15 protein-coding genes are annotated in these 17,577 nt (G+C 51.7%); 9 read left to right on the forward strand and 6 right to left on the reverse strand.

Annotated elements, in window-relative coordinates:
• Positions 1–127 precede the first annotated feature (127 nt).
• From grpE to dapB, 4 genes are all read left to right on the forward strand, one after another.
• A complete protein-coding gene (gene grpE / locus BW941_RS00785; protein WP_076513436.1) occupies positions 128–700 on the forward strand; it encodes a nucleotide exchange factor GrpE in 573 nt (190 codons plus the stop codon).
• A gap of 124 nt (positions 701–824) precedes the next feature.
• The gene (gene dnaK / locus BW941_RS00790) at positions 825–2,741 is read left to right on the forward strand and encodes a molecular chaperone DnaK (protein ID WP_076513438.1); all 1,917 of its coding nucleotides are present in this window, start codon (positions 825–827) and stop codon (positions 2,739–2,741) included.
• Positions 2,742–2,983: 242 nt separating this feature from the next.
• On the forward strand, positions 2,984–4,108 hold the full coding sequence (gene dnaJ / locus BW941_RS00795) for a molecular chaperone DnaJ (RefSeq protein ID WP_076513440.1): 1,125 nt from the start codon (positions 2,984–2,986) through the stop codon (positions 4,106–4,108).
• A gap of 449 nt (positions 4,109–4,557) precedes the next feature.
• Positions 4,558–5,361, forward strand: coding sequence for a 4-hydroxy-tetrahydrodipicolinate reductase (dapB, locus tag BW941_RS00800; protein WP_076513442.1), 804 nt, complete (start codon positions 4,558–4,560; stop codon positions 5,359–5,361).
• A 252-nt stretch (positions 5,362–5,613) separates the two neighbouring features.
• Here the strand turns inward: dapB and BW941_RS00805 are convergent, their stop codons facing one another.
• Positions 5,614–6,378, reverse strand: a complete 765-nt coding sequence (locus BW941_RS00805) for an SRPBCC family protein (RefSeq protein ID WP_139325707.1) — start codon at positions 6,376–6,378, stop codon at positions 5,614–5,616.
• Between the two features lie 124 nt (positions 6,379–6,502).
• Positions 6,503–7,156, reverse strand: coding sequence for a TetR/AcrR family transcriptional regulator (locus BW941_RS00810; RefSeq protein ID WP_084188465.1), 654 nt, complete (start codon positions 7,154–7,156; stop codon positions 6,503–6,505).
• A gap of 325 nt (positions 7,157–7,481) precedes the next feature.
• Between BW941_RS00810 and carA the strand changes: the two genes are divergently transcribed.
• From carA to greA, 3 genes are all read left to right on the forward strand, one after another.
• Positions 7,482–8,630, forward strand: a complete 1,149-nt coding sequence (carA, locus tag BW941_RS00815) for a glutamine-hydrolyzing carbamoyl-phosphate synthase small subunit (RefSeq protein ID WP_076513447.1) — start codon at positions 7,482–7,484, stop codon at positions 8,628–8,630.
• Between the two features lie 22 nt (positions 8,631–8,652).
• Positions 8,653–11,868 carry a carbamoyl-phosphate synthase large subunit gene (carB, locus tag BW941_RS00820; protein ID WP_076513449.1) on the forward strand — a complete coding sequence of 1,072 codons (3,216 nt, stop codon included), beginning with the start codon at positions 8,653–8,655 and terminating at the stop codon, positions 11,866–11,868.
• Between the two features lie 117 nt (positions 11,869–11,985).
• Positions 11,986–12,462 carry a transcription elongation factor GreA gene (greA, locus tag BW941_RS00825; protein ID WP_068437926.1) on the forward strand — a complete coding sequence of 159 codons (477 nt, stop codon included), beginning with the start codon at positions 11,986–11,988 and terminating at the stop codon, positions 12,460–12,462.
• 124 nt (positions 12,463–12,586) lie between these two features.
• Here greA and BW941_RS00830 read toward each other — a convergent pair whose 3' ends face one another.
• The gene (locus BW941_RS00830; protein ID WP_076513452.1) at positions 12,587–13,606 is read right to left on the reverse strand and encodes a fatty acid desaturase family protein; all 1,020 of its coding nucleotides are present in this window, start codon (positions 13,604–13,606) and stop codon (positions 12,587–12,589) included.
• 125 nt (positions 13,607–13,731) lie between these two features.
• Between BW941_RS00830 and BW941_RS00835 the strand changes: the two genes are divergently transcribed.
• Positions 13,732–14,541, forward strand: coding sequence for a PaaX family transcriptional regulator C-terminal domain-containing protein (locus BW941_RS00835; protein ID WP_084188467.1), 810 nt, complete (start codon positions 13,732–13,734; stop codon positions 14,539–14,541).
• A gap of 36 nt (positions 14,542–14,577) precedes the next feature.
• Here BW941_RS00835 and BW941_RS00840 read toward each other — a convergent pair whose 3' ends face one another.
• From BW941_RS00840 to yhbY, 3 genes are all read right to left on the reverse strand, one after another.
• The gene (locus tag BW941_RS00840; protein WP_068437929.1) at positions 14,578–15,096 is read right to left on the reverse strand and encodes an acyl-CoA thioesterase; all 519 of its coding nucleotides are present in this window, start codon (positions 15,094–15,096) and stop codon (positions 14,578–14,580) included.
• Between the two features lie 164 nt (positions 15,097–15,260).
• Positions 15,261–16,385, reverse strand: coding sequence for a beta-ketoacyl-ACP synthase III (locus tag BW941_RS00845; RefSeq protein WP_076513454.1), 1,125 nt, complete (start codon positions 16,383–16,385; stop codon positions 15,261–15,263).
• A 98-nt stretch (positions 16,386–16,483) separates the two neighbouring features.
• Positions 16,484–16,786: a ribosome assembly RNA-binding protein YhbY gene (gene yhbY / locus BW941_RS00850; protein WP_068437937.1), complete on the reverse strand. Its 303-nt coding sequence runs from the start codon at positions 16,784–16,786 to the stop codon at positions 16,484–16,486.
• Positions 16,787–16,902: 116 nt separating this feature from the next.
• On the opposite strand from yhbY, the gene rlmE reads away from it, so the two are divergent.
• Entirely contained in the window at positions 16,903–17,523 is a 621-nt protein-coding gene (gene rlmE, locus BW941_RS00855; protein ID WP_076513457.1) for a 23S rRNA (uridine(2552)-2'-O)-methyltransferase RlmE, read from the forward strand.
• The last annotated feature ends 54 nt before the right edge of the window (positions 17,524–17,577 follow it).

Raw genomic sequence — 17,577 nt, forward strand, 5'->3', positions numbered from 1 at the left:
TATACAGTGTCGATTCCTGTCAAGGTGTTTTCCATGATCAGGGATTGAAAACAGGGGTTGAACTGACAACGGCTGGCCCCATATAGCCGACAGCGATATGAATTAAGACCGATGACAGAGGTGACTGATGTCTGAAGAACAGAAACCCCAGGAAGAAATTCTGGAAGAAACTGCCGAACAGGAAACGCTCGAAGACGCTGATGTAGAGGCAGAAGCTCCGGCTGATGCTGAGCTGGAAGCTGCCCGTGCGGAAGTGGCAGAAGCCAAAGATCAGGTACTGCGTGTGCAGGCTGAAATGCAGAATGTTCGCCGTCGTGCAGAGCAGGACGTTGAGAAAGCGCACAAGTTTGCTGTCGAGAAGTTCGCCAACGAAATGTTGACCGTTGTCGATAATCTGGAGCGCGGTCTGGCTGCTGCGCCGGAAGAAGAGGCGACCAAAGCGATCCGTGAAGGTATGGAAATGACCCTTTCCGGCTTAATCAGTTCGCTTGAACGCTTCAAAGTTGAACAGGTAAACCCGGAAGGCGAGCCTTTCAACCCAGAGCTACATCAGGCAATGAGCATGGTCGAAAATGCAGAGCTGGCGCCAAACACAGTCATGGCCGTGATGCAGAAGGGCTACACCCTGAATGGCCGTCTGTTACGCCCAGCGATGGTGATGGTCAGCAAAGGCGCCGCTCAGATCGACGAGAATGCCTGATAAAAAGTATGGATTAAGGTCTTGAAAGCAAAAAACGTGACCTTATATAGCTAACAACGACAGATAACGCTGTTTTTACAAAGTTTCAGATAGCCGCAGCAGGCGGCAAATTGGAGATTCAATTATGGGTAAAATTATTGGTATCGACCTCGGCACCACTAACTCATGTGTTGCGATTATGGACGGTGACAAGGCGCGTGTTATTGAGAACGCCGAAGGTGATCGTACAACCCCTTCTATCATCGCTTATACCGACGACGAGACTCTGGTTGGTCAGTCTGCAAAACGTCAGGCTGTTACTAATCCACAGAACACGCTGTTCGCAGTTAAGCGTCTGATCGGTCGTCGCTTCAAAGACGACGTCGTTCAGAAAGACATCAAAATGGTGCCTTACAAAATCATCGAAGCGGGCAACGGTGATGCGTGGGTTGAAGTGAAAGGCGAAAAGTTTGCGCCACCACAGGTATCTGCAGAAGTTCTGAAGAAAATGAAGAAAACTGCAGAAGATTACCTGGGTGAGCCAGTAACTGAAGCGGTGATCACTGTACCAGCATACTTCAACGATTCTCAGCGTCAGGCAACCAAAGACGCCGGTAAGATCGCGGGCCTTGAAGTTAAGCGTATTATTAACGAGCCAACTGCAGCGGCACTGGCGTACGGTATCGACAAGCAGGCGGGTGACCGTACTATCGCGGTATACGACCTGGGTGGTGGTACATTCGATATCTCTATCATCGAAGTTGCGGACGTAGACGGCGAGAAGCAGTTTGAAGTTCTGGCGACCAATGGTGACACCTTCCTCGGTGGTGAAGACTTTGACCTGCGTTTGATCGAATACCTGGCAGATGAATTCAAGAAAGAAAGCGGCATCGACCTGCACAACGATCCGCTGGCCCTGCAGCGTCTGAAAGAAGCCGCAGAAAAAGCGAAAGTTGAGCTGTCTTCAAGCCAGCAGACTGACGTAAACCTGCCGTACATCACAGCAGATGCGTCTGGTCCTAAGCACCTTAACGTCAAAGTGACCCGCGCTAAGCTGGAGTCTCTGGTAGAAGAGCTGGTTAAGCGTTCACTCGAGCCTTGCCGCACTGCACTGGCGGATGCTGATCTGAGTGCGTCAGAAATCGACGAAGTGATCCTGGTCGGTGGTCAGACTCGTATGCCAATGGTTCAGAAGGCGGTTTCTGAGTTCTTCGGCAAAGAACCACGTAAGGATGTTAACCCGGATGAAGCAGTTGCTGTCGGTGCATCGATTCAGGGTGCGGTACTGTCTGGCGACGTGAAAGACGTACTGCTGCTCGACGTAACACCACTGACACTGGGTATTGAAACCATGGGTGGCGTAGCCACGCCGGTGATTGAGAAAAACACCACGATTCCTACTAAGAAGTCGCAGGTATTCTCAACCGCAGAAGACAACCAGACCGCGGTAACCATTCACGTGGTACAGGGTGAGCGTAAGCAGGCTGCTCAGAACAAGTCACTGGGTCGTTTCGACCTGGCAGACATTCCGCCAGCAGCACGTGGTATGCCACAGATTGAAGTGACCTTCGACATCGACGCCAACGGTATTCTGAACGTTAGCGCGAAAGACAAGGCGACTGGCAAAGAGCAGTCCATCGTGATTAAAGCGAACTCGGGTCTGAGCGACGAAGAGATCGAGAAGATGGTGTCTGACGCGGAAGCAAACGCTGAAGCGGATAAGAAGTTCGAAGAAATGGTTCAGGTTCGCAACACAGCGGATGGTCTGATCCACGCGACTCGTAAGACACTGGAAGAAGCCGGCGATAAAGCGACCGATGATGAGAAATCAGCCATCGAAGCAGCCATCGCTGACCTGGAAGAAGCACTGAAAGGCGACGACAAAGACAACATCGAAGCCAAAACCAATGCTCTGACAGAAGCGTCTTCATCTCTGGCGCAGAAGCTTTACGCAGAGCAGGCAGCACAGGCGGAAGCAGCCGGTGGTGCAGAGCAGGCGGACAGCAGCGCTCAAGATGACGATGTAGTTGATGCTGAGTTCGAAGAAGTTAAAGACAAGTAAGGTCTGAGCTACCTGCGTTGCAGGGCCTGTGTTGGATTTTATTTCGGGATGCTCATGTACTGCTTGTACACTGCGCTCCCTCAATAAAATCCGCCTTGGCCCTGCGGCCTCGGTGACGCTCAGCTGAACCGGAAGACCTTAGCTTTCGGTTCAACTTGGCAGAATAAGTGGACGCGGCAACCAGTTTGCCGCGTTTTACTTCGTAGCGGAGCTGCGAAGCGGTTTTAATTAACAGGTGAATCATGTCCAAGCGGGATTATTACGAAGTTCTCGGTGTCAGCCGGGATGTCGACGCGAAGGAGCTGAAGAAGGCTTACCGTAAACTGGCGATGAAGTACCATCCGGACCGTAACCCGGATGATAAAGATGCAGACGCTAAGTTTAAGGAAGCGACTGAAGCCTACGAAATTCTGGGTGACCAACAGAAGCGTGCCGCGTACGACCAGTATGGTCACGCAGGTGTCGACCCGAACGCCGGTGGCGGTGGTTTCGGTGGCGGCGGTGCTAACTTCAGCGACATCTTTGGCGATGTGTTCGGTGATATCTTTGGTGGCGGCGGTGGCCGGGGCGGTCGCGGTGGACCACAGCGTGGTTCTGATCTGCGTTACACCATGGAGCTTTCTCTCGAAGAAGCCGTACGCGGTATCGAGAAGAAAATCCGTGTACCCACCCTGACAAGCTGTGAAACCTGTGATGGCTCAGGAGCCAAGCCAGGTACGTCACCTAAGACCTGTGGTACCTGCGGTGGTGCGGGTCAGGTGCGTATGCAGCAGGGTTTCTTCTCCGTTCAGCAGACTTGTCCGACCTGCCGTGGTCAGGGCACCATGATCGAAGATCCGTGCAACAGCTGTCACGGTCGCGGTGTGAAAGAAGAAACCAAAACGCTTTCAGTGAAAATTCCACCGGGCGTCGATACAGGTGATCGTATTCGTCTGTCAGGCGAAGGTGAAGCCGGTGCCATGGGTGGGCCAGCCGGTGACCTGTACGTTCAGGTGTCGGTGAAAGAGCATGAGTTGTTCCATCGTGATGGCCGTAACCTGTACTGTGATGTGCCAATCAGCATCGTTGACGCAGCACTGGGTGGCGAGCTTGAAGTACCGACTCTTGATGGTCGCGTGAAGCTGAAGATCCCAGCCGAGACTCAGTCAGGCAAACTCTTTCGCTTGCGTGGGAAAGGCGTAACGCCAGTGCGTGGTGGTACCGCCGGTGATCTCCTCTGCCGTGTGCAGGTAGAAACGCCAGTGAACCTGACGAATGAGCAGAAAGATCTGCTGATGAAGTTTCAGGAGTCGCTGACAGGAGAAAAGCATTCGCCGCAGAAAAAATCGTGGTTTGAGGGTGTGAAACGCTTCTTCGAAGACATTTGATAGCTAACTGCGTTGCCGGAGCTTTGTTAAATCCGATCTGCGAGTGCTCACGTACTAAAGTACGCTCCGCGCTCTCGATCGAATTTGCCTTGCTCCACCTGCCTCGTTAACGCTATCAATTCATAAGCGGATACCTTTGTTAACTGAGAGGCCCGGAAATGCTCATGTATGACTTATACACTGCGCGTTTCCGGGCCTCTTTTGCCTTGTACTGACTTCTTCGCCGACGGTCTGGAGCTTCGATGAGGTTGCCTCTATACAGTTTGTAGTAGCGCATCATATGCGCGAACCAGTCTCGCCCTAGGGCTGATGTTTGCTAACCCAATGGCGTTTAGGCTGTAGGGACGTATCCCATGCGCGACACTCTGGCCTTTCCCGCGCTTTTCCTTACTCTGTGCCTTCGGTATCCTTGGGCTATCTATTTATCCTATCTACAAAGCAGAAGAATAATGACCCGAATTGCTATCACCGGTGCTGCCGGCCGTATGGGGCGCGTGCTGATTGAAGCCGTCCATAATGATGAAACCGCCGAAGTTGCAGGTGCGATTGTTCTTGAGAACGACCCTATGGTGGGTGTTGATGCCGGCGCTATCGCTGGTCTGGCCATGACCCTGAACGTGAAGGCTGTCACTTCGGTCGAAGAAGCAATCCCGCACTTCGACGTATTGATCGATTTCACATCACCAGAGTCGACCATGGCGAATGTCGAACTGTGCCAGAAGCATGGCAAAGGTATTGTGATTGGCACGACAGGACTGACCGATGAGCAGAAGTCCAAGTTGAAAGCCGCTGCGGCAGATACCCGTATCGTATTTGCGCCGAACTACTCAGTGGGTGTGAACCTGTGTCTGAACCTGCTGCGCATGGCAGCTAAGGTGATGGGTGAAGACAGTGATATCGAAGTGATCGAGATGCACCACCGTCACAAAGTCGATGCGCCATCAGGTACCGCACTGCGCATGGGCGAAGTCGTTGCTGAAACCATGGGCTGGGATCTGAACGAAGTGGCTTGCTACGGCCGTGAAGGCCAGACGGGTGCTCGCCCGCACAAGCAGATCGGTTTTGAAACCATTCGAGGCGGCGACGTCGTTGGTGATCACACAGTGATGTTCGCAACCGAAGGCGAGCGTGTTGAGGTGACTCATAAAGCGCAGAGCCGTATGACCTTTGCTAAAGGTGCTGTGCGTGCGGCTAAGTGGCTGACTGAACAGCCAGCGGGGCTATATGACATGCAAGACGTCCTGGGCTTTTAATTTCTGCGTGCTGAGCTCGCTGATACTGCGTTAAAAACTTCCTCGGAATGCTCATGTACTACTAGTACACTCCGCTTCCTCATCAGTTTTTGCCTTGTTTCAGCGTCGCTCAGGAACCCAGAGGGAAGTATCAGTTTCCCCAAGTCAGCGCGGAATGCTCATGTATTACCTATACATTCCGCTTCCTTGCTGACGTTTGCCAAACACAAAAAAGGCCGCGATTGCGGCCTTTCTTATATCTGGTGATCAGGATCAGTCATCGTTTGGATCGAGCGGATCACTGTCGTCCAGTTCGTCGATCTTGGCGAGTAGCGCTTTCAGACCTTCTTTATCTTTGGCAACACTCGACAGGTCGTCTGGAGTTGCGTCACTGAAATCGCGGTCGCCTTCTTCCAACAGGTCACGCATGCCGCTCAGTGTAACGTAGGGAGCGCGGCTGGATACGGCGTTTGCCAGCCATGAAGGCAGTCGCCCAGCGAGGTCAACGAACGTTGTGAAGCGTACTTTGGTCATGTCTTCACTGAGTGGTGTGATTTCGAACAGGTTCGAGAATTCGCGAATTTTGACCATGTTGTCATGCTCAGGGCCGATATCGTCGATGTTGCGGCTGCTGATGTAAATCACGTCGTTCTCGATCCATGATTTGCTTTTGATCGTTACGTAGCGGGCAGCGACGGGCCATACGCCCTTGTATTCCATGTAGCTGTATTCCGGCGGGACAGCCGCGCTGTCGCGACAGAAGTAGACCCACTTGTGCAGGTCTTCCGGTGTATCGATGGTCAGCAGAATATTCAGCGCGGGCTCGTTAAGAATCACTTCACCGCGAAACTGTTTTACGTCTGCTCCGGGGATTGCCCGGCGCCAGGTCGAAACTTCGCCCACCTCATCGCCTGAGGACGTGACTTCCCATGGGATGGAATCATCGATTTCTGTGACTTGTGGTTCAGCGTGTGCACTGAAAGGTATGGCTAGTAGCAATGCAGCGGCCGCCGCACAGGAAAACATTGCGCGTTTCACGGTATGAGTCTCTTGTTGTGATAATTTTTTAGTAGGTTAACCCCGAGAGGTCATGCTATGTAAGGTTGTTCTGGGCCGCAAGCGGAGAACACGCCACCTGTGTGGCGCGTTATAACCCTAGGGGTCAGGCAGGGCTTATGCCAAGTGTGTGGCTGAAGCCTCTTGATATGAGTTCGCGGATGGAAGATTCATCTTCTGCGTCAGGGCTGAAAACCATCATTACAAGCATATGGGCATTGCCCAAGGCCCATCGGGCCCGATCATGAGCGGGCAGCCCAGGGGCCAGGCGCCCGTCATTAACGGCATTTTCTATTTGTGTCTCTATGAGGGACATCATCTGGCTCTGAAATTTCAGATAACGGGGCCAGGTGTCTTCGCGGACGGAAGAACTCCACTCCAGCCAGATTTTGAAATAGTCCGGATAGGTCTTACAGGCATGAATGATGGTTGTGATGCAATGATCCAGAACCTCTGCAGCACTGCCTGGTTTATCAACGGCGCTGACAGAGAGATTGATCAGATAGTTTTCGACTTCGTCCAGTACTTCATCTACCAGTGCTTCCCGGGTGTTAAAGTAGTTGAAAACTGTAGCAACTGAGACTCCGGCCCGTTGAGCAATTTCAGTGTGCCCGGCCCGGCCGATACCGCGAAGAGCAAATACTGAAATAGCGTCTTTCATCAGTAGTTGTTTGCGCTTGGAAGGATTCAGTCTGCGGCGGACGTGCGCTTCTCCATGCATGGTCTGGCCCTGTATGTAGTTATTTTCCTGATGGGACATAATTATGGGGCAATGCTGATAAAAAAGGGAATACGTAAATAACAAAACTTATACAATAGTATTAGTTTGTATCAGGTCTGTAAGTCCTGGCGTCAACGTCTGGTGGGATCAGCTCACGTGGACAATCGGTCAATATTTCTGTATCATCCCGCGCAATTTACGTATGTACAGCGGACGCCAGTCACGCACTGTCAGAATTGATCCGGAAGCGGGATGGAGTCAGAAAAGTCACCATCCCGCTTTTTTACGGCTCACGCTAGGACAGGCAGGCGTCAGCACGACGCATACTCTACCAGTTTTATCGTAAAATTTCGGGGAACGAGTCTTGTCTACGCCAGCAATTCTAGCTCTTGAAGACGGCAGCATCTTTAAAGGTACCAGCATTGGTGCAGAAGGTCTGTCTGTCGGAGAAGTGGTATTCAACACCTCCATGACCGGTTATCAGGAGATCCTTACCGATCCTTCTTATGCCCGCCAGATGGTTACTCTGACATACCCTCACATTGGTAACTACGGCACCAATGATGAAGATGAAGAGTCAAACGACGTCCACGCTACCGGCCTGATCATCCGTGATCTGCCATTGATTGCATCAAGCTTCCGCAATCAGAAAGCATTGGACGTATACCTTAAAGAGCATAACGTTCTCGGTATCGCTGATATTGATACCCGTCGCCTGACTCGTATCCTGCGTGAAAAGGGCTCCCTTAACGGTTGTATGATTGCACGTGAAGATGCGCATTCTGAGGCTGCGGTCGCCGAAGCGCTGGAAGCGGCCAAGGGCTTCCCGGGGCTGAAGGGTATGGACCTCGCGAAAGAAGTGACGGTTTCCGAGTCTTATAAGTGGACAGAGACAGACTGGACGCTGGGACAGGGCTACGGCCAGGTCAGTGACCCTAAGTTCAAAGTCGTGGCATACGACTACGGTGTGAAACGCAACATCCTGCGTTTATTAGCGGAGCGTGGTTGTGATCTGACCGTCGTACCGGCGCAAACACCAGCCTCTGAAGTGTTGGCGATGAATCCCGACGGTATTTTCCTGTCGAATGGCCCGGGTGACCCGGAGCCATGTGATTACGCCATCAGCGCAATTAAAGAAATCCTTGAAACCAAAATCCCTGTATTTGGTATCTGCCTCGGGCATCAGTTGCTGGCTCTGGCGTCCGGCGCCCAGACTGAAAAAATGCCTCATGGTCACCACGGTGGTAACCACCCGGTTCAGGACATCGAGACGGGTCGCGTGATGATCACTGCTCAGAACCACGGTTTTGCTGTGACTGAAGCGTCACTTCCTGCGAACGTGAAGGCGACGCACAAGTCGCTGTTCGACGGCACTCTGCAGGGTATCGCGTTGACGGATCGTCCGGCCTTCAGCTTCCAGGGTCACCCTGAAGCGAGCCCAGGTCCAAAAGACGTTGCGCCACTGTTCGACCACTTTATTGAATTGATTGAAGCTGCCCAGGCTGCGAAGTAACAGAAACAGGAAATACCGAGACATGCCAAAACGTACAGACATACAAAGTATTCTGATTATCGGTGCTGGTCCGATCGTTATCGGTCAGGCCTGTGAGTTCGACTACTCAGGTGCACAGGCTTGTAAAGCACTGCGTGAAGAGGGTTACCGGGTTATTCTGGTGAACTCTAACCCGGCCACCATTATGACCGATCCGTCGATGGCCGACGCGACCTACATTGAGCCTATTACTGTCGAAGCCGTCGCTAAAATCATTGAAAAAGAACGTCCTGACGTACTGCTGCCAACCATGGGTGGTCAGACTGCACTGAACTGCGCTCTGGGTCTGGAATCTGCAGGCGTACTAGAGAAGTTCGGCGTAGAAATGATCGGTGCGAACGCAGACACCATCGACAAAGCGGAAGACCGTGATCGCTTCGACAAGGCTATGAAGGCAATTGGCCTTGAGTGTCCACGTGCCGGTATCGCGCACAGCATCGAAGAAGCGCGTGAAGTTCAGAAAACACTGGGCTTCCCATGCATCATCCGTCCATCGTTCACCATGGGTGGTACCGGTGGTGGTATCGCGTACAACAAAGAAGAGTTCGAAGAAATCTGTACTCGTGGTCTGGACCTGTCTCCGACTAACGAACTGCTGATTGATGAATCTCTGATCGGTTGGAAAGAATATGAGATGGAAGTGGTTCGTGACAAAAACGACAACTGCATCATCATCTGTTCTATCGAAAACTTTGACGCGATGGGTGTTCACACAGGTGATTCTATCACTGTCGCGCCAGCACAGACGCTGAGCGATAAAGAATATCAGATCATGCGTGACGCCTCTCTGGCGGTACTGCGTGAGATCGGTGTAGAAACCGGCGGTTCTAACGTTCAGTTCGGTATCAACCCGAAAGATGGCCGTATGGTCGTGATCGAGATGAACCCACGTGTATCTCGTTCTTCGGCGTTGGCATCTAAAGCGACTGGTTTCCCGATTGCTAAAGTGGCTGCCAAGCTGGCTGTCGGTTATACGCTAGACGAGTTGCAGAACGACATCACGGGGGGTGCAACGCCGGCGTCGTTTGAGCCATCGATTGACTATGTCGTGACTAAGATTCCTCGCTTCACCTTCGAGAAATTCCCACAGGCGGATGGTCGTCTGACGACTCAGATGAAGTCTGTGGGTGAGGTGATGGCGATTGGTCGTACTCAGCAGGAGTCTCTGCAGAAAGCCCTGCGTGGTCTGGAAGTGGGTTCTGTTGGTTTCGACCCAATGGTCGACCTGAAAGACCCAATGTCCCGCGACAAAGTTATTTCTGAACTGCGTACGCCAGCGTCTGAGCGTATCTGGTACGTGGGTGATGCTTTCCGACTGGGTATGTCGGTTGAAGAAGTGTACGAGCACTCTGCGATTGACCCTTGGTTCCTGGTGCAGATTGAAGATCTGATCAAAGAAGAAGAAGCTGTGGCTCAGAGCAGCCTGCAGGCGCTGAATGGCGACCGCATGTTCCGCCTGAAGCGTAAAGGTTTCTCCGATGCGCGTCTGGCACAACTGCTGGGTGTCACTGAAAAGACAGTCCGTAAGCACCGTCACAAGCTGAATATCCATCCGGTGTACAAGCGTGTGGATACCTGTGCGGCAGAATTTGCAACGGACACTGCGTACATGTACTCCACGTACGAAGAAGAGTGTGAAGCGAATCCGTCAGATCGTGAAAAAATCATCGTTCTGGGTGGTGGTCCTAACCGTATTGGTCAGGGTATTGAGTTTGACTACTGCTGTGTACACGCGGCACTGGCGTCGAAAGAAGAAGGTTTCGAAGCCATCATGGTCAACTGTAACCCAGAGACAGTATCTACTGACTACGACACGTCAGATCGCCTCTACTTCGAGCCGGTGACTCTGGAAGATGTTCTGGAAATCGTTGCTAAAGAGAAGCCGAAAGGCGTTATCGTTCAGTACGGTGGCCAGACACCGCTGAAACTGGCTGACGAGCTGGAAGCATCCGGTGTACCGATTATCGGTACGTCACCAGAAGCGATTGACCGCGCTGAAGACCGTGAGCGTTTCCAGCAGATGATCCAGCGTCTGGGTCTGAAGCAGCCAGTCAACGCGACCGTGACTTCTACGGAAGAAGCGATCGCCAAGGCGACTGAGATCGGCTATCCGCTGGTCGTTCGTCCATCCTACGTACTGGGTGGCCGTGCGATGGAAATCGTGAACAACGAGAAAGCGCTGCGTCGCTACATGACCGAAGCCGTTAAAGTGTCTAACGACTCGCCGGTATTGCTGGATCACTTCCTCGACCGTGCGATCGAAGTCGATATTGATGCCGTATGTGATGGTGAGCAGGTTGTTATTGGCGGCATCATGCAGCACATTGAGCAGGCTGGTATTCACTCTGGTGACTCAGCATGTTCATTGCCTCCATACAGCCTGGCGAAAGACGTGCAGGACAAAATGCGCGAACAGGTTGCGGCAATGGCGATGGAGCTTGGTGTTGTCGGTCTGATGAACACTCAGCTCGCGTATCAGGATGGCGAAATCTACGTGATTGAGGTGAACCCTCGTGCCTCCCGTACGGTTCCGTTCGTGTCTAAGTGTATCGGTATTTCACTGGCAGCGATTGCAGCCAAAGTGATGGCAGGAAAAACACTGGCCGAGCTTGGTTTCACCAGCGAAATTGTACCGTCTTACTTCTCAGTAAAAGAAGCGGTCTTCCCGTTCAATAAATTCCAGGGTGTCGATCCGATTCTTGGCCCTGAAATGAAATCGACCGGTGAAGTGATGGGTGCAGGCAGCACCTTTGGCGAAGCTTTCTTCAAGGCTCAGTTGGGTGCTGGCGCATTCTTGCCGAATGAAGGTCTGGCGTTTCTGTCAGTTCGTGACGCGGACAAAGAAGGCGTTGTCGAAGTGGCAAAAGGCCTGATCGCTTGTGGCTTCAAGGTAATTTCTACCGATGGTACCTGTCGCGTTCTTCGTGAAGCGGGTGTCGAAAGCGCACGCGTTAACAAGGTGAACGAAGGTCGTCCGCACATTGTCGATATGATTAAGAACGATGAAATCGCTCTGATCGTTAACACGACGGATGGCCCACAGGCGATTGTTGATTCTGCTGACATCCGTCGCAGCGCGTTGCAGCACAAAGTTTACTACACCACCACACTGGCAGGTGCAGAAGCCGTTGTTGAAGCTCTGCGCTCAGAAGGTCTGAAAGAAGTTCGCCGTCTGCAGGAGTTACACGCTTCGATTTAATTCAGTCGAAGCGTGCTATTCCGATATCGCGAATGACATAACGACATTAAAAATAATATCCAGATGCCCGAAGTAAATGACTTCGGGCGTCTTCTATAACAAGGGAGTCAAAATACGATGCAAAAGTATCCTATGACTGTCGAAGGTGAAAAAGCACTGCGTGAAGAACTGCAGCAGCTAAAAACGGTTGAGCGTCCTCGGGTAATTCAGGACATTGCAGATGCGCGTGAGCACGGCGACCTGAAAGAAAATGCAGAATATCATGCAGCGCGAGAGCAGCAGGGTTTTATCGAAGGCCGTATTCAGGACATTGAGGGTAAGCTGTCGAATGCTCAAGTGATTGATATCAAATCAATCCCGCACAGTGGCAAAGTGCTGTTTGGTACGACGGTAACTATCATCAATGTCGAGACCGACGAGGAAGTGGAATACCGGATCGTAGGTGATGACGAAGCGGACATCAAAAATAACCGTATTTCTGTATCCTCGCCGATTGCTCGTGCACTGATTGGTAAGGAAGAAGGGGACACTGTCGTGGTGAATATCCCTAGTGGTACGGTTGAATATGAAATTGACGAAGTGAAGCACGTATGACGTCGACTTCCTGTGTTGTCATTTAAAAAAAGAGCCCGCGAAAGCGGGCTCTTTTTTTGGGGCTCTTTTTTGGGGCTCTTTTTTGGGGCTCTTTTTTGGGGCTACGAATGTGTCGGGGGCAGGATCAGCCCGCCGATGAGGCCATTTTGAGTACCTGCCAGTAGTTGGGAGGAGGCGGAGTAATGTTATGGTTTTGCATTAGCCTGTGCAGTTCGGGTAGCTGCCAGAAAGGTACAGAGACCAGTGCGTGATGCTCAATATGAAAATTTACATGGCATGGTGCGAATAGGGCTCGTGCCATGATACCAGCACGTGTAGTGCGGGTATTTTTCAACATGTCGCCAGTGCGCTCTGTTACCGCGTGCTCAGCAATCGCTCGTACCCGGATACAGAATGGGTAAGTAAAAAGATACGCAGCCCACCAGAGTGCAAAAAGTTCTGTCAGGCTCAGGCTGAATGCAATGGCGAAGAATGCCGTATGGAATATCAGCGTACGTCGGCTGTTTACGAAAAAAGCGCGAAAGTGCTTTAGTGTTCCCCAATCGTCCCGATTCAGCTTCTCTACCACGCCGGCAACATTCCAGCGAATTAATTCGGCATTCATCATCGCTAGCCCGATAACGGACTTCAGCCCTGTCTGACCAGTCAGGTCACGGATAAATTTGCGCAGCAGAGACCTTCGTGTTGTGGGAAATCCTTCAATCAATGGTAGATCAACATCCTTGTCGGTCCCGGTATGTATGTGATGTTGGGCATGATGATGCCGGTACTTGAGCAGGTCGAGATAGACAGGGGCAGCACACAGCCAATGAGTTACTGTGTCATTCAGCTTGCTGTTGGCGAATAGAGTCCGGTGGGCACCCTCGTGAGTGAGGATGGCCAGGGCCAGTATACGTCCACCCAAAAATAAGAGGCACAGCGCAACCAGGGGGATGGACCAGTAATTCAATATATCCATGGCTAACCATGAGAGGCCCAGCAATAGGAAGATAGCGAACCAGCATTTAGCGACTCCGATGGCGCCCTGGAAATCGGAGCGCTGCTGGAGTCGCCGGATGGTGTCTTCGCCGAGAATATCATTTAGTCGCTGTCGGGCAGATTCTCTAAGCAGGCCAGTTTCAAATAGATCTCTGTCATCTTTCATTATTGGTACCGGAGGTCTTATATTATTCTTAAAATTACAATATATGAATCAATGTGTCGATTCAAGTAATTATTCCTTTCAGGCTGATATGTTAGTATGTGATTACAACAAGATAAGAACCCCTTATGCCTGACTCCGATTGTCCGTACCCCGCAAAGAAACTAATTCTGAATCTCGTTAAAGAGGCTCAACAGCCCATCTCTGCGCAGGTGATGGTACGTATGGCCGAGTTATTTTCTGTTGAGGCGAATAATGTCCGGGTGACCCTGAATCGTCTCACGCGTCAGGATCTGTTGGATCTGACTGAACGTGGTGTATATGTGCTCGGCTCTGCAGCACGGCATCTCGCTGAGCGCCAGAGTGCCTGGCGTCTTACAGAAGACAAAGTCCGTCCGTGGGAAGGACAATGGATCGCTATTTATACGGCGCACCTGGGACGGCGCGACCGAAAAATGCTGCGCCAGCGTCAGAGGGCAACGGCAATGTTGGGTTTCAGTGAGTTCTATCAGGGGTTGTTGATCCGTCCTGATAACTTGCAGGCTTCTTTAGCGGATTTGACTGAGCAGCTGTTCCATCTCGGGCTTGAATCTGAGGCATGTGTATTTCGTGCTGAGGGTTTTAGTCAGGAGTCTGGGCCTTCACCGGAAGCACTCTGGCCGATTGCAGAGATTAATGCCCGCTATCGCGACAATACGGAAGAGATGCTTAACTGGCGGTCTTCATTTGAGGACAAGCCGCTGGATGTTGCTGCACGGGAGTGCTTCTTGATTGGTGACAGGGTCCTTCGCGATATTGCTTATGATCCACTTCTTCCAGAGGAGATTGTAGATCAGCAGGCGCGTAGTGAAATGGTCGCTACCATGGCGGACTTTGATGATCTGGGTAAGTCTATCTGGCGCGAGCTGATCAGCCGTTTTATGGCAGATCAGACCTGAGGGGCCTGACCTGTTTTCTTTGACGCGACGCTGGGTTTAAGGACAGCTAACCAGATCTACGCCCAGCTCATCGGAACCATCATCCGCTTCAATGGCTTTCATCATTTTCTGTAAGCGTTTGCCGGCTTCACGTCGCTTCATTGCTTTGTTGTAGCGTCTGACCTGAACGTCATCTTTCAGCTCAAGCGGTGGCAGGGGCGTTGGCTTGTTGTTTTCGTCCATCGCTACCATGTTGAAATAACAGGTGTGCGTATGACGTACCGTCTTGAGTTTAATGTCCTCGGCGATCACTTTGATGCCGATCTCCATGGAAGTGCGGCCAACGTAGTTGACTGTTGCCAGGCAGGTGACCAGCTCGCCAATATGAATGGGTTGCTTAAACAGAACATTATCTACAGAAAGGGTGACGGCATAGTGGCCGCTGTATCTCATTGCGCAGGTGTATGCGACTTTATCGAGAAGTTTAAGTAATTCTCCGCCGTGCATGTTGCCGGAGAAGTTGGCCATGCCGGGGGTAACCAGCTCGGTCATTTCGGTCTGGATAATCTGACCCATGAATCTTACCTTGGTTTAGACAAGCGTTCATTTTGTCAGATTATCCGATATTTATCAGCGGCTTAGTGCTAACGTCGCCTTTGTCGTATGGGAAAAGGTCAGCCAAACAAAAAGCCGCACTGTGAAACACATGTGCGGCTTAAGAGAGCGGAACTGTCAGACGGTTATATTTTCTCGACTAACAGGCTGCCGACCGAGTAACCCGCACCAAATGAGCAGATCAGGCCTTTCTCGCCGCTTTCGAAACCATCTTTGTGGCGGTGGAAAGCGATCAGAGAGCCGGCAGACGCTGTGTTTGCAAATTCATCAAGAACAATGGGAGTTTCGTTCGCTTCAGGTTCACGCCCAAGTAGCTTCTTAGCGGCAAACATATTCATCGTCAGGTTAGCCTGGTGTAGCCACATGCGCTTGAGGTCGCTGGCCTCAAGGTGGTTCTCACCGAGCTGCTCTGTGATGAAGCCGGTGACCAGGGGCAGTAACTCTTTGAAGACTTTACGGCCATTCTGGCGGAAGTAAGGACGGTCTTCTGGGAGCTGGTCGCCACTGAAGTTGTGATCGGTGTAGTTGCCATCACAGCGGATGTTGTCAGAGAAAGTGGTCATCTGTTTTGTGTCGAGTACGCGGAAAGCATAATCGGCAGTACAGGTATCTTCGAGTTCCATCACGACCGCCGTTGCAACATCTCCGAAGATAAAGTGGCTGTCGCGGGACTTCAGGTTGAGCTGAGGTGAGGCAAACTCAGGATTCACAACCAGTGCGCATTTAGCTGTGCCTGCTTTCAAGGCCGCGTAGGCATTGATCATGGCAAACGTCATGGTCGAACAAGCGATGCCCATGTCGTAGGCGAAGCCTTTAATTCCCAGTTTCTGTTGCACTTCAACCGCAGCGGATGGGTAAGGGCGCTGGTGATTGGTCGTACCCATGATCACCAGATCAATGTCTTCAGGCTTTTTGTTGGCCTGTTCCATCGCTTCACGGCCTGCAGCAATCGCCATGGTCACTGTTTCAGGCTCATCACCAGCCAGTGCTGGTTTGAACACCGGAGCCATACGCTCAGGGTCGAGCATGCCTTCTTTGTACATCACGTAGCGGGATTTTATGCCTGAAGCTTTCTCGACGAACTCACTGCTGGATGATGGCAGGGCATCAACATCGCCAGCTTCGATAGCAGCGGCGTTGTCGGCGTTAAACTTTTCGACGTAGGCGTTATACGCTTCGATCAGTTCATCGTTGGAGATAGTGTGTGGCGGAATAAAGAGGCCTGAGCCTGAAATAACAATGTTCGACATCGCTGCTTAACCTTTTTTATTTTGCATTATCCCCGCTGCGGGCTCGGTATCCAACCTCTGCGCGGGCACGGTGGTTAACTTGTCCTGATTTGCGGCGCTCAGCGCTGCAGGTTCGACAGAGCTGGCTTAGCTTTCGGGTTTCTGCGCAGAAGCAGGGCGGTATTACCGATCTGCTGTACCAGTTCTGCTCCGGTCTTTTTCACCAGTTCAGTGATAACCGCTTTTTTAACTTCGCGATCACCCACTGATACTTTGATTTTTATCAGCTCGTGATCATCCAGAGCACGGTTCAGCTCTTCCATGACGCCTTCGGTGAGGCCATTGCCAGCTACAGTGACAATAGGATTCAGGGTATGGCCAATAGATCTGTAGGCCTTCTTCTGTTCGTTGCTTAACGCCATAGGGTTCGGTCGCTCGACTTTAGGGTGTAAAATATGGCCAAAGTATACCTCAGGTGCTTGAGAATAACTGCACTCTGAGTGCCTCGCAGACGTAAAATTACGGAGTACATGGCCTTATGGCGCGCTCGAAATCCAGTGCTGACTGGTTGAAAGAACACGTTGATGATATCTGGGTCCAGAAAGCACAGCAGGACGGCTATCGTACGCGGGCCAGTTACAAGCTGATTGAACTGGATGACAAAGACAAGTTGATACGTCCGGGATCTGTGGTGGTCGACCTCGGCTCTGCACCAGGGGGCTGGTCTCAGGTGGTCGCCAAACGGGTTGGTGAGAAGGGGCTGGTGATCGCCTCAGACATACTTGAAATGGATGCCATCGCAGACGTGACCTTTATTCAGGGCGACTTTACGACCGAAGAAGTCTACGACCAATTAGTCGATGTGATCGATGGGCGACCGGTAGACCTTGTAATCTCGGATATGGCCCCCAATATGAGTGGTATGTCGTCTATTGACCAGCCTGGCGCTATGTACCTTGTAGAGCTGGCACTGGATATGGCGCGTCAAGTGTTGAAACCAAACGGCAGTTTCGTAGCCAAAGTGTTTCAGGGCGAAGGCTTCGATGCTTACCTGGCTGATATGAAACAGTCGTTTGCGAAGGTAATGATTCGTAAACCTAAAGCATCACGAGCGCGGTCACGTGAAGTGTATATCGTCGCTAAAGGTTTCCGTCCCTGACCATTGGCTGCTAAGCTAAGCAGAGTGATTCCGGCCGCACGGCGGTCTGTACGA

The organism is Thalassolituus maritimus, assembly GCF_900156675.1.
In the GTDB taxonomy this organism is placed as follows: domain Bacteria; phylum Pseudomonadota; class Gammaproteobacteria; order Pseudomonadales; family Oceanobacteraceae; genus Thalassolituus; species Thalassolituus maritimus.

Coding starts and splice junctions, on each gene's coding strand:
- grpE (WP_076513436.1), top strand. CDS start 128: ATGTCTGAAGAACAGAAACCCCAGGAAGAAATTCTGGAAGAAACTGCC.
- dnaK (WP_076513438.1), top strand. CDS start 825: ATGGGTAAAATTATTGGTATCGACCTCGGCACCACTAACTCATGTGTT.
- dnaJ (WP_076513440.1), top strand. CDS start 2,984: ATGTCCAAGCGGGATTATTACGAAGTTCTCGGTGTCAGCCGGGATGTC.
- dapB (WP_076513442.1), top strand. CDS start 4,558: ATGACCCGAATTGCTATCACCGGTGCTGCCGGCCGTATGGGGCGCGTG.
- BW941_RS00810 (WP_084188465.1), bottom strand. CDS start 7,156: ATGTCCCATCAGGAAAATAACTACATACAGGGCCAGACCATGCATGGA.
- carB (WP_076513449.1), top strand. CDS start 8,653: ATGCCAAAACGTACAGACATACAAAGTATTCTGATTATCGGTGCTGGT.
- greA (WP_068437926.1), top strand. CDS start 11,986: ATGCAAAAGTATCCTATGACTGTCGAAGGTGAAAAAGCACTGCGTGAA.
- BW941_RS00830 (WP_076513452.1), bottom strand. CDS start 13,606: ATGAAAGATGACAGAGATCTATTTGAAACTGGCCTGCTTAGAGAATCT.
- BW941_RS00835 (WP_084188467.1), top strand. CDS start 13,732: ATGCCTGACTCCGATTGTCCGTACCCCGCAAAGAAACTAATTCTGAAT.
- BW941_RS00840 (WP_068437929.1), bottom strand. CDS start 15,096: ATGGGTCAGATTATCCAGACCGAAATGACCGAGCTGGTTACCCCCGGC.
- BW941_RS00845 (WP_076513454.1), bottom strand. CDS start 16,385: ATGTCGAACATTGTTATTTCAGGCTCAGGCCTCTTTATTCCGCCACAC.
- yhbY (WP_068437937.1), bottom strand. CDS start 16,786: ATGGCGTTAAGCAACGAACAGAAGAAGGCCTACAGATCTATTGGCCAT.
- rlmE (WP_076513457.1), top strand. CDS start 16,903: ATGGCGCGCTCGAAATCCAGTGCTGACTGGTTGAAAGAACACGTTGAT.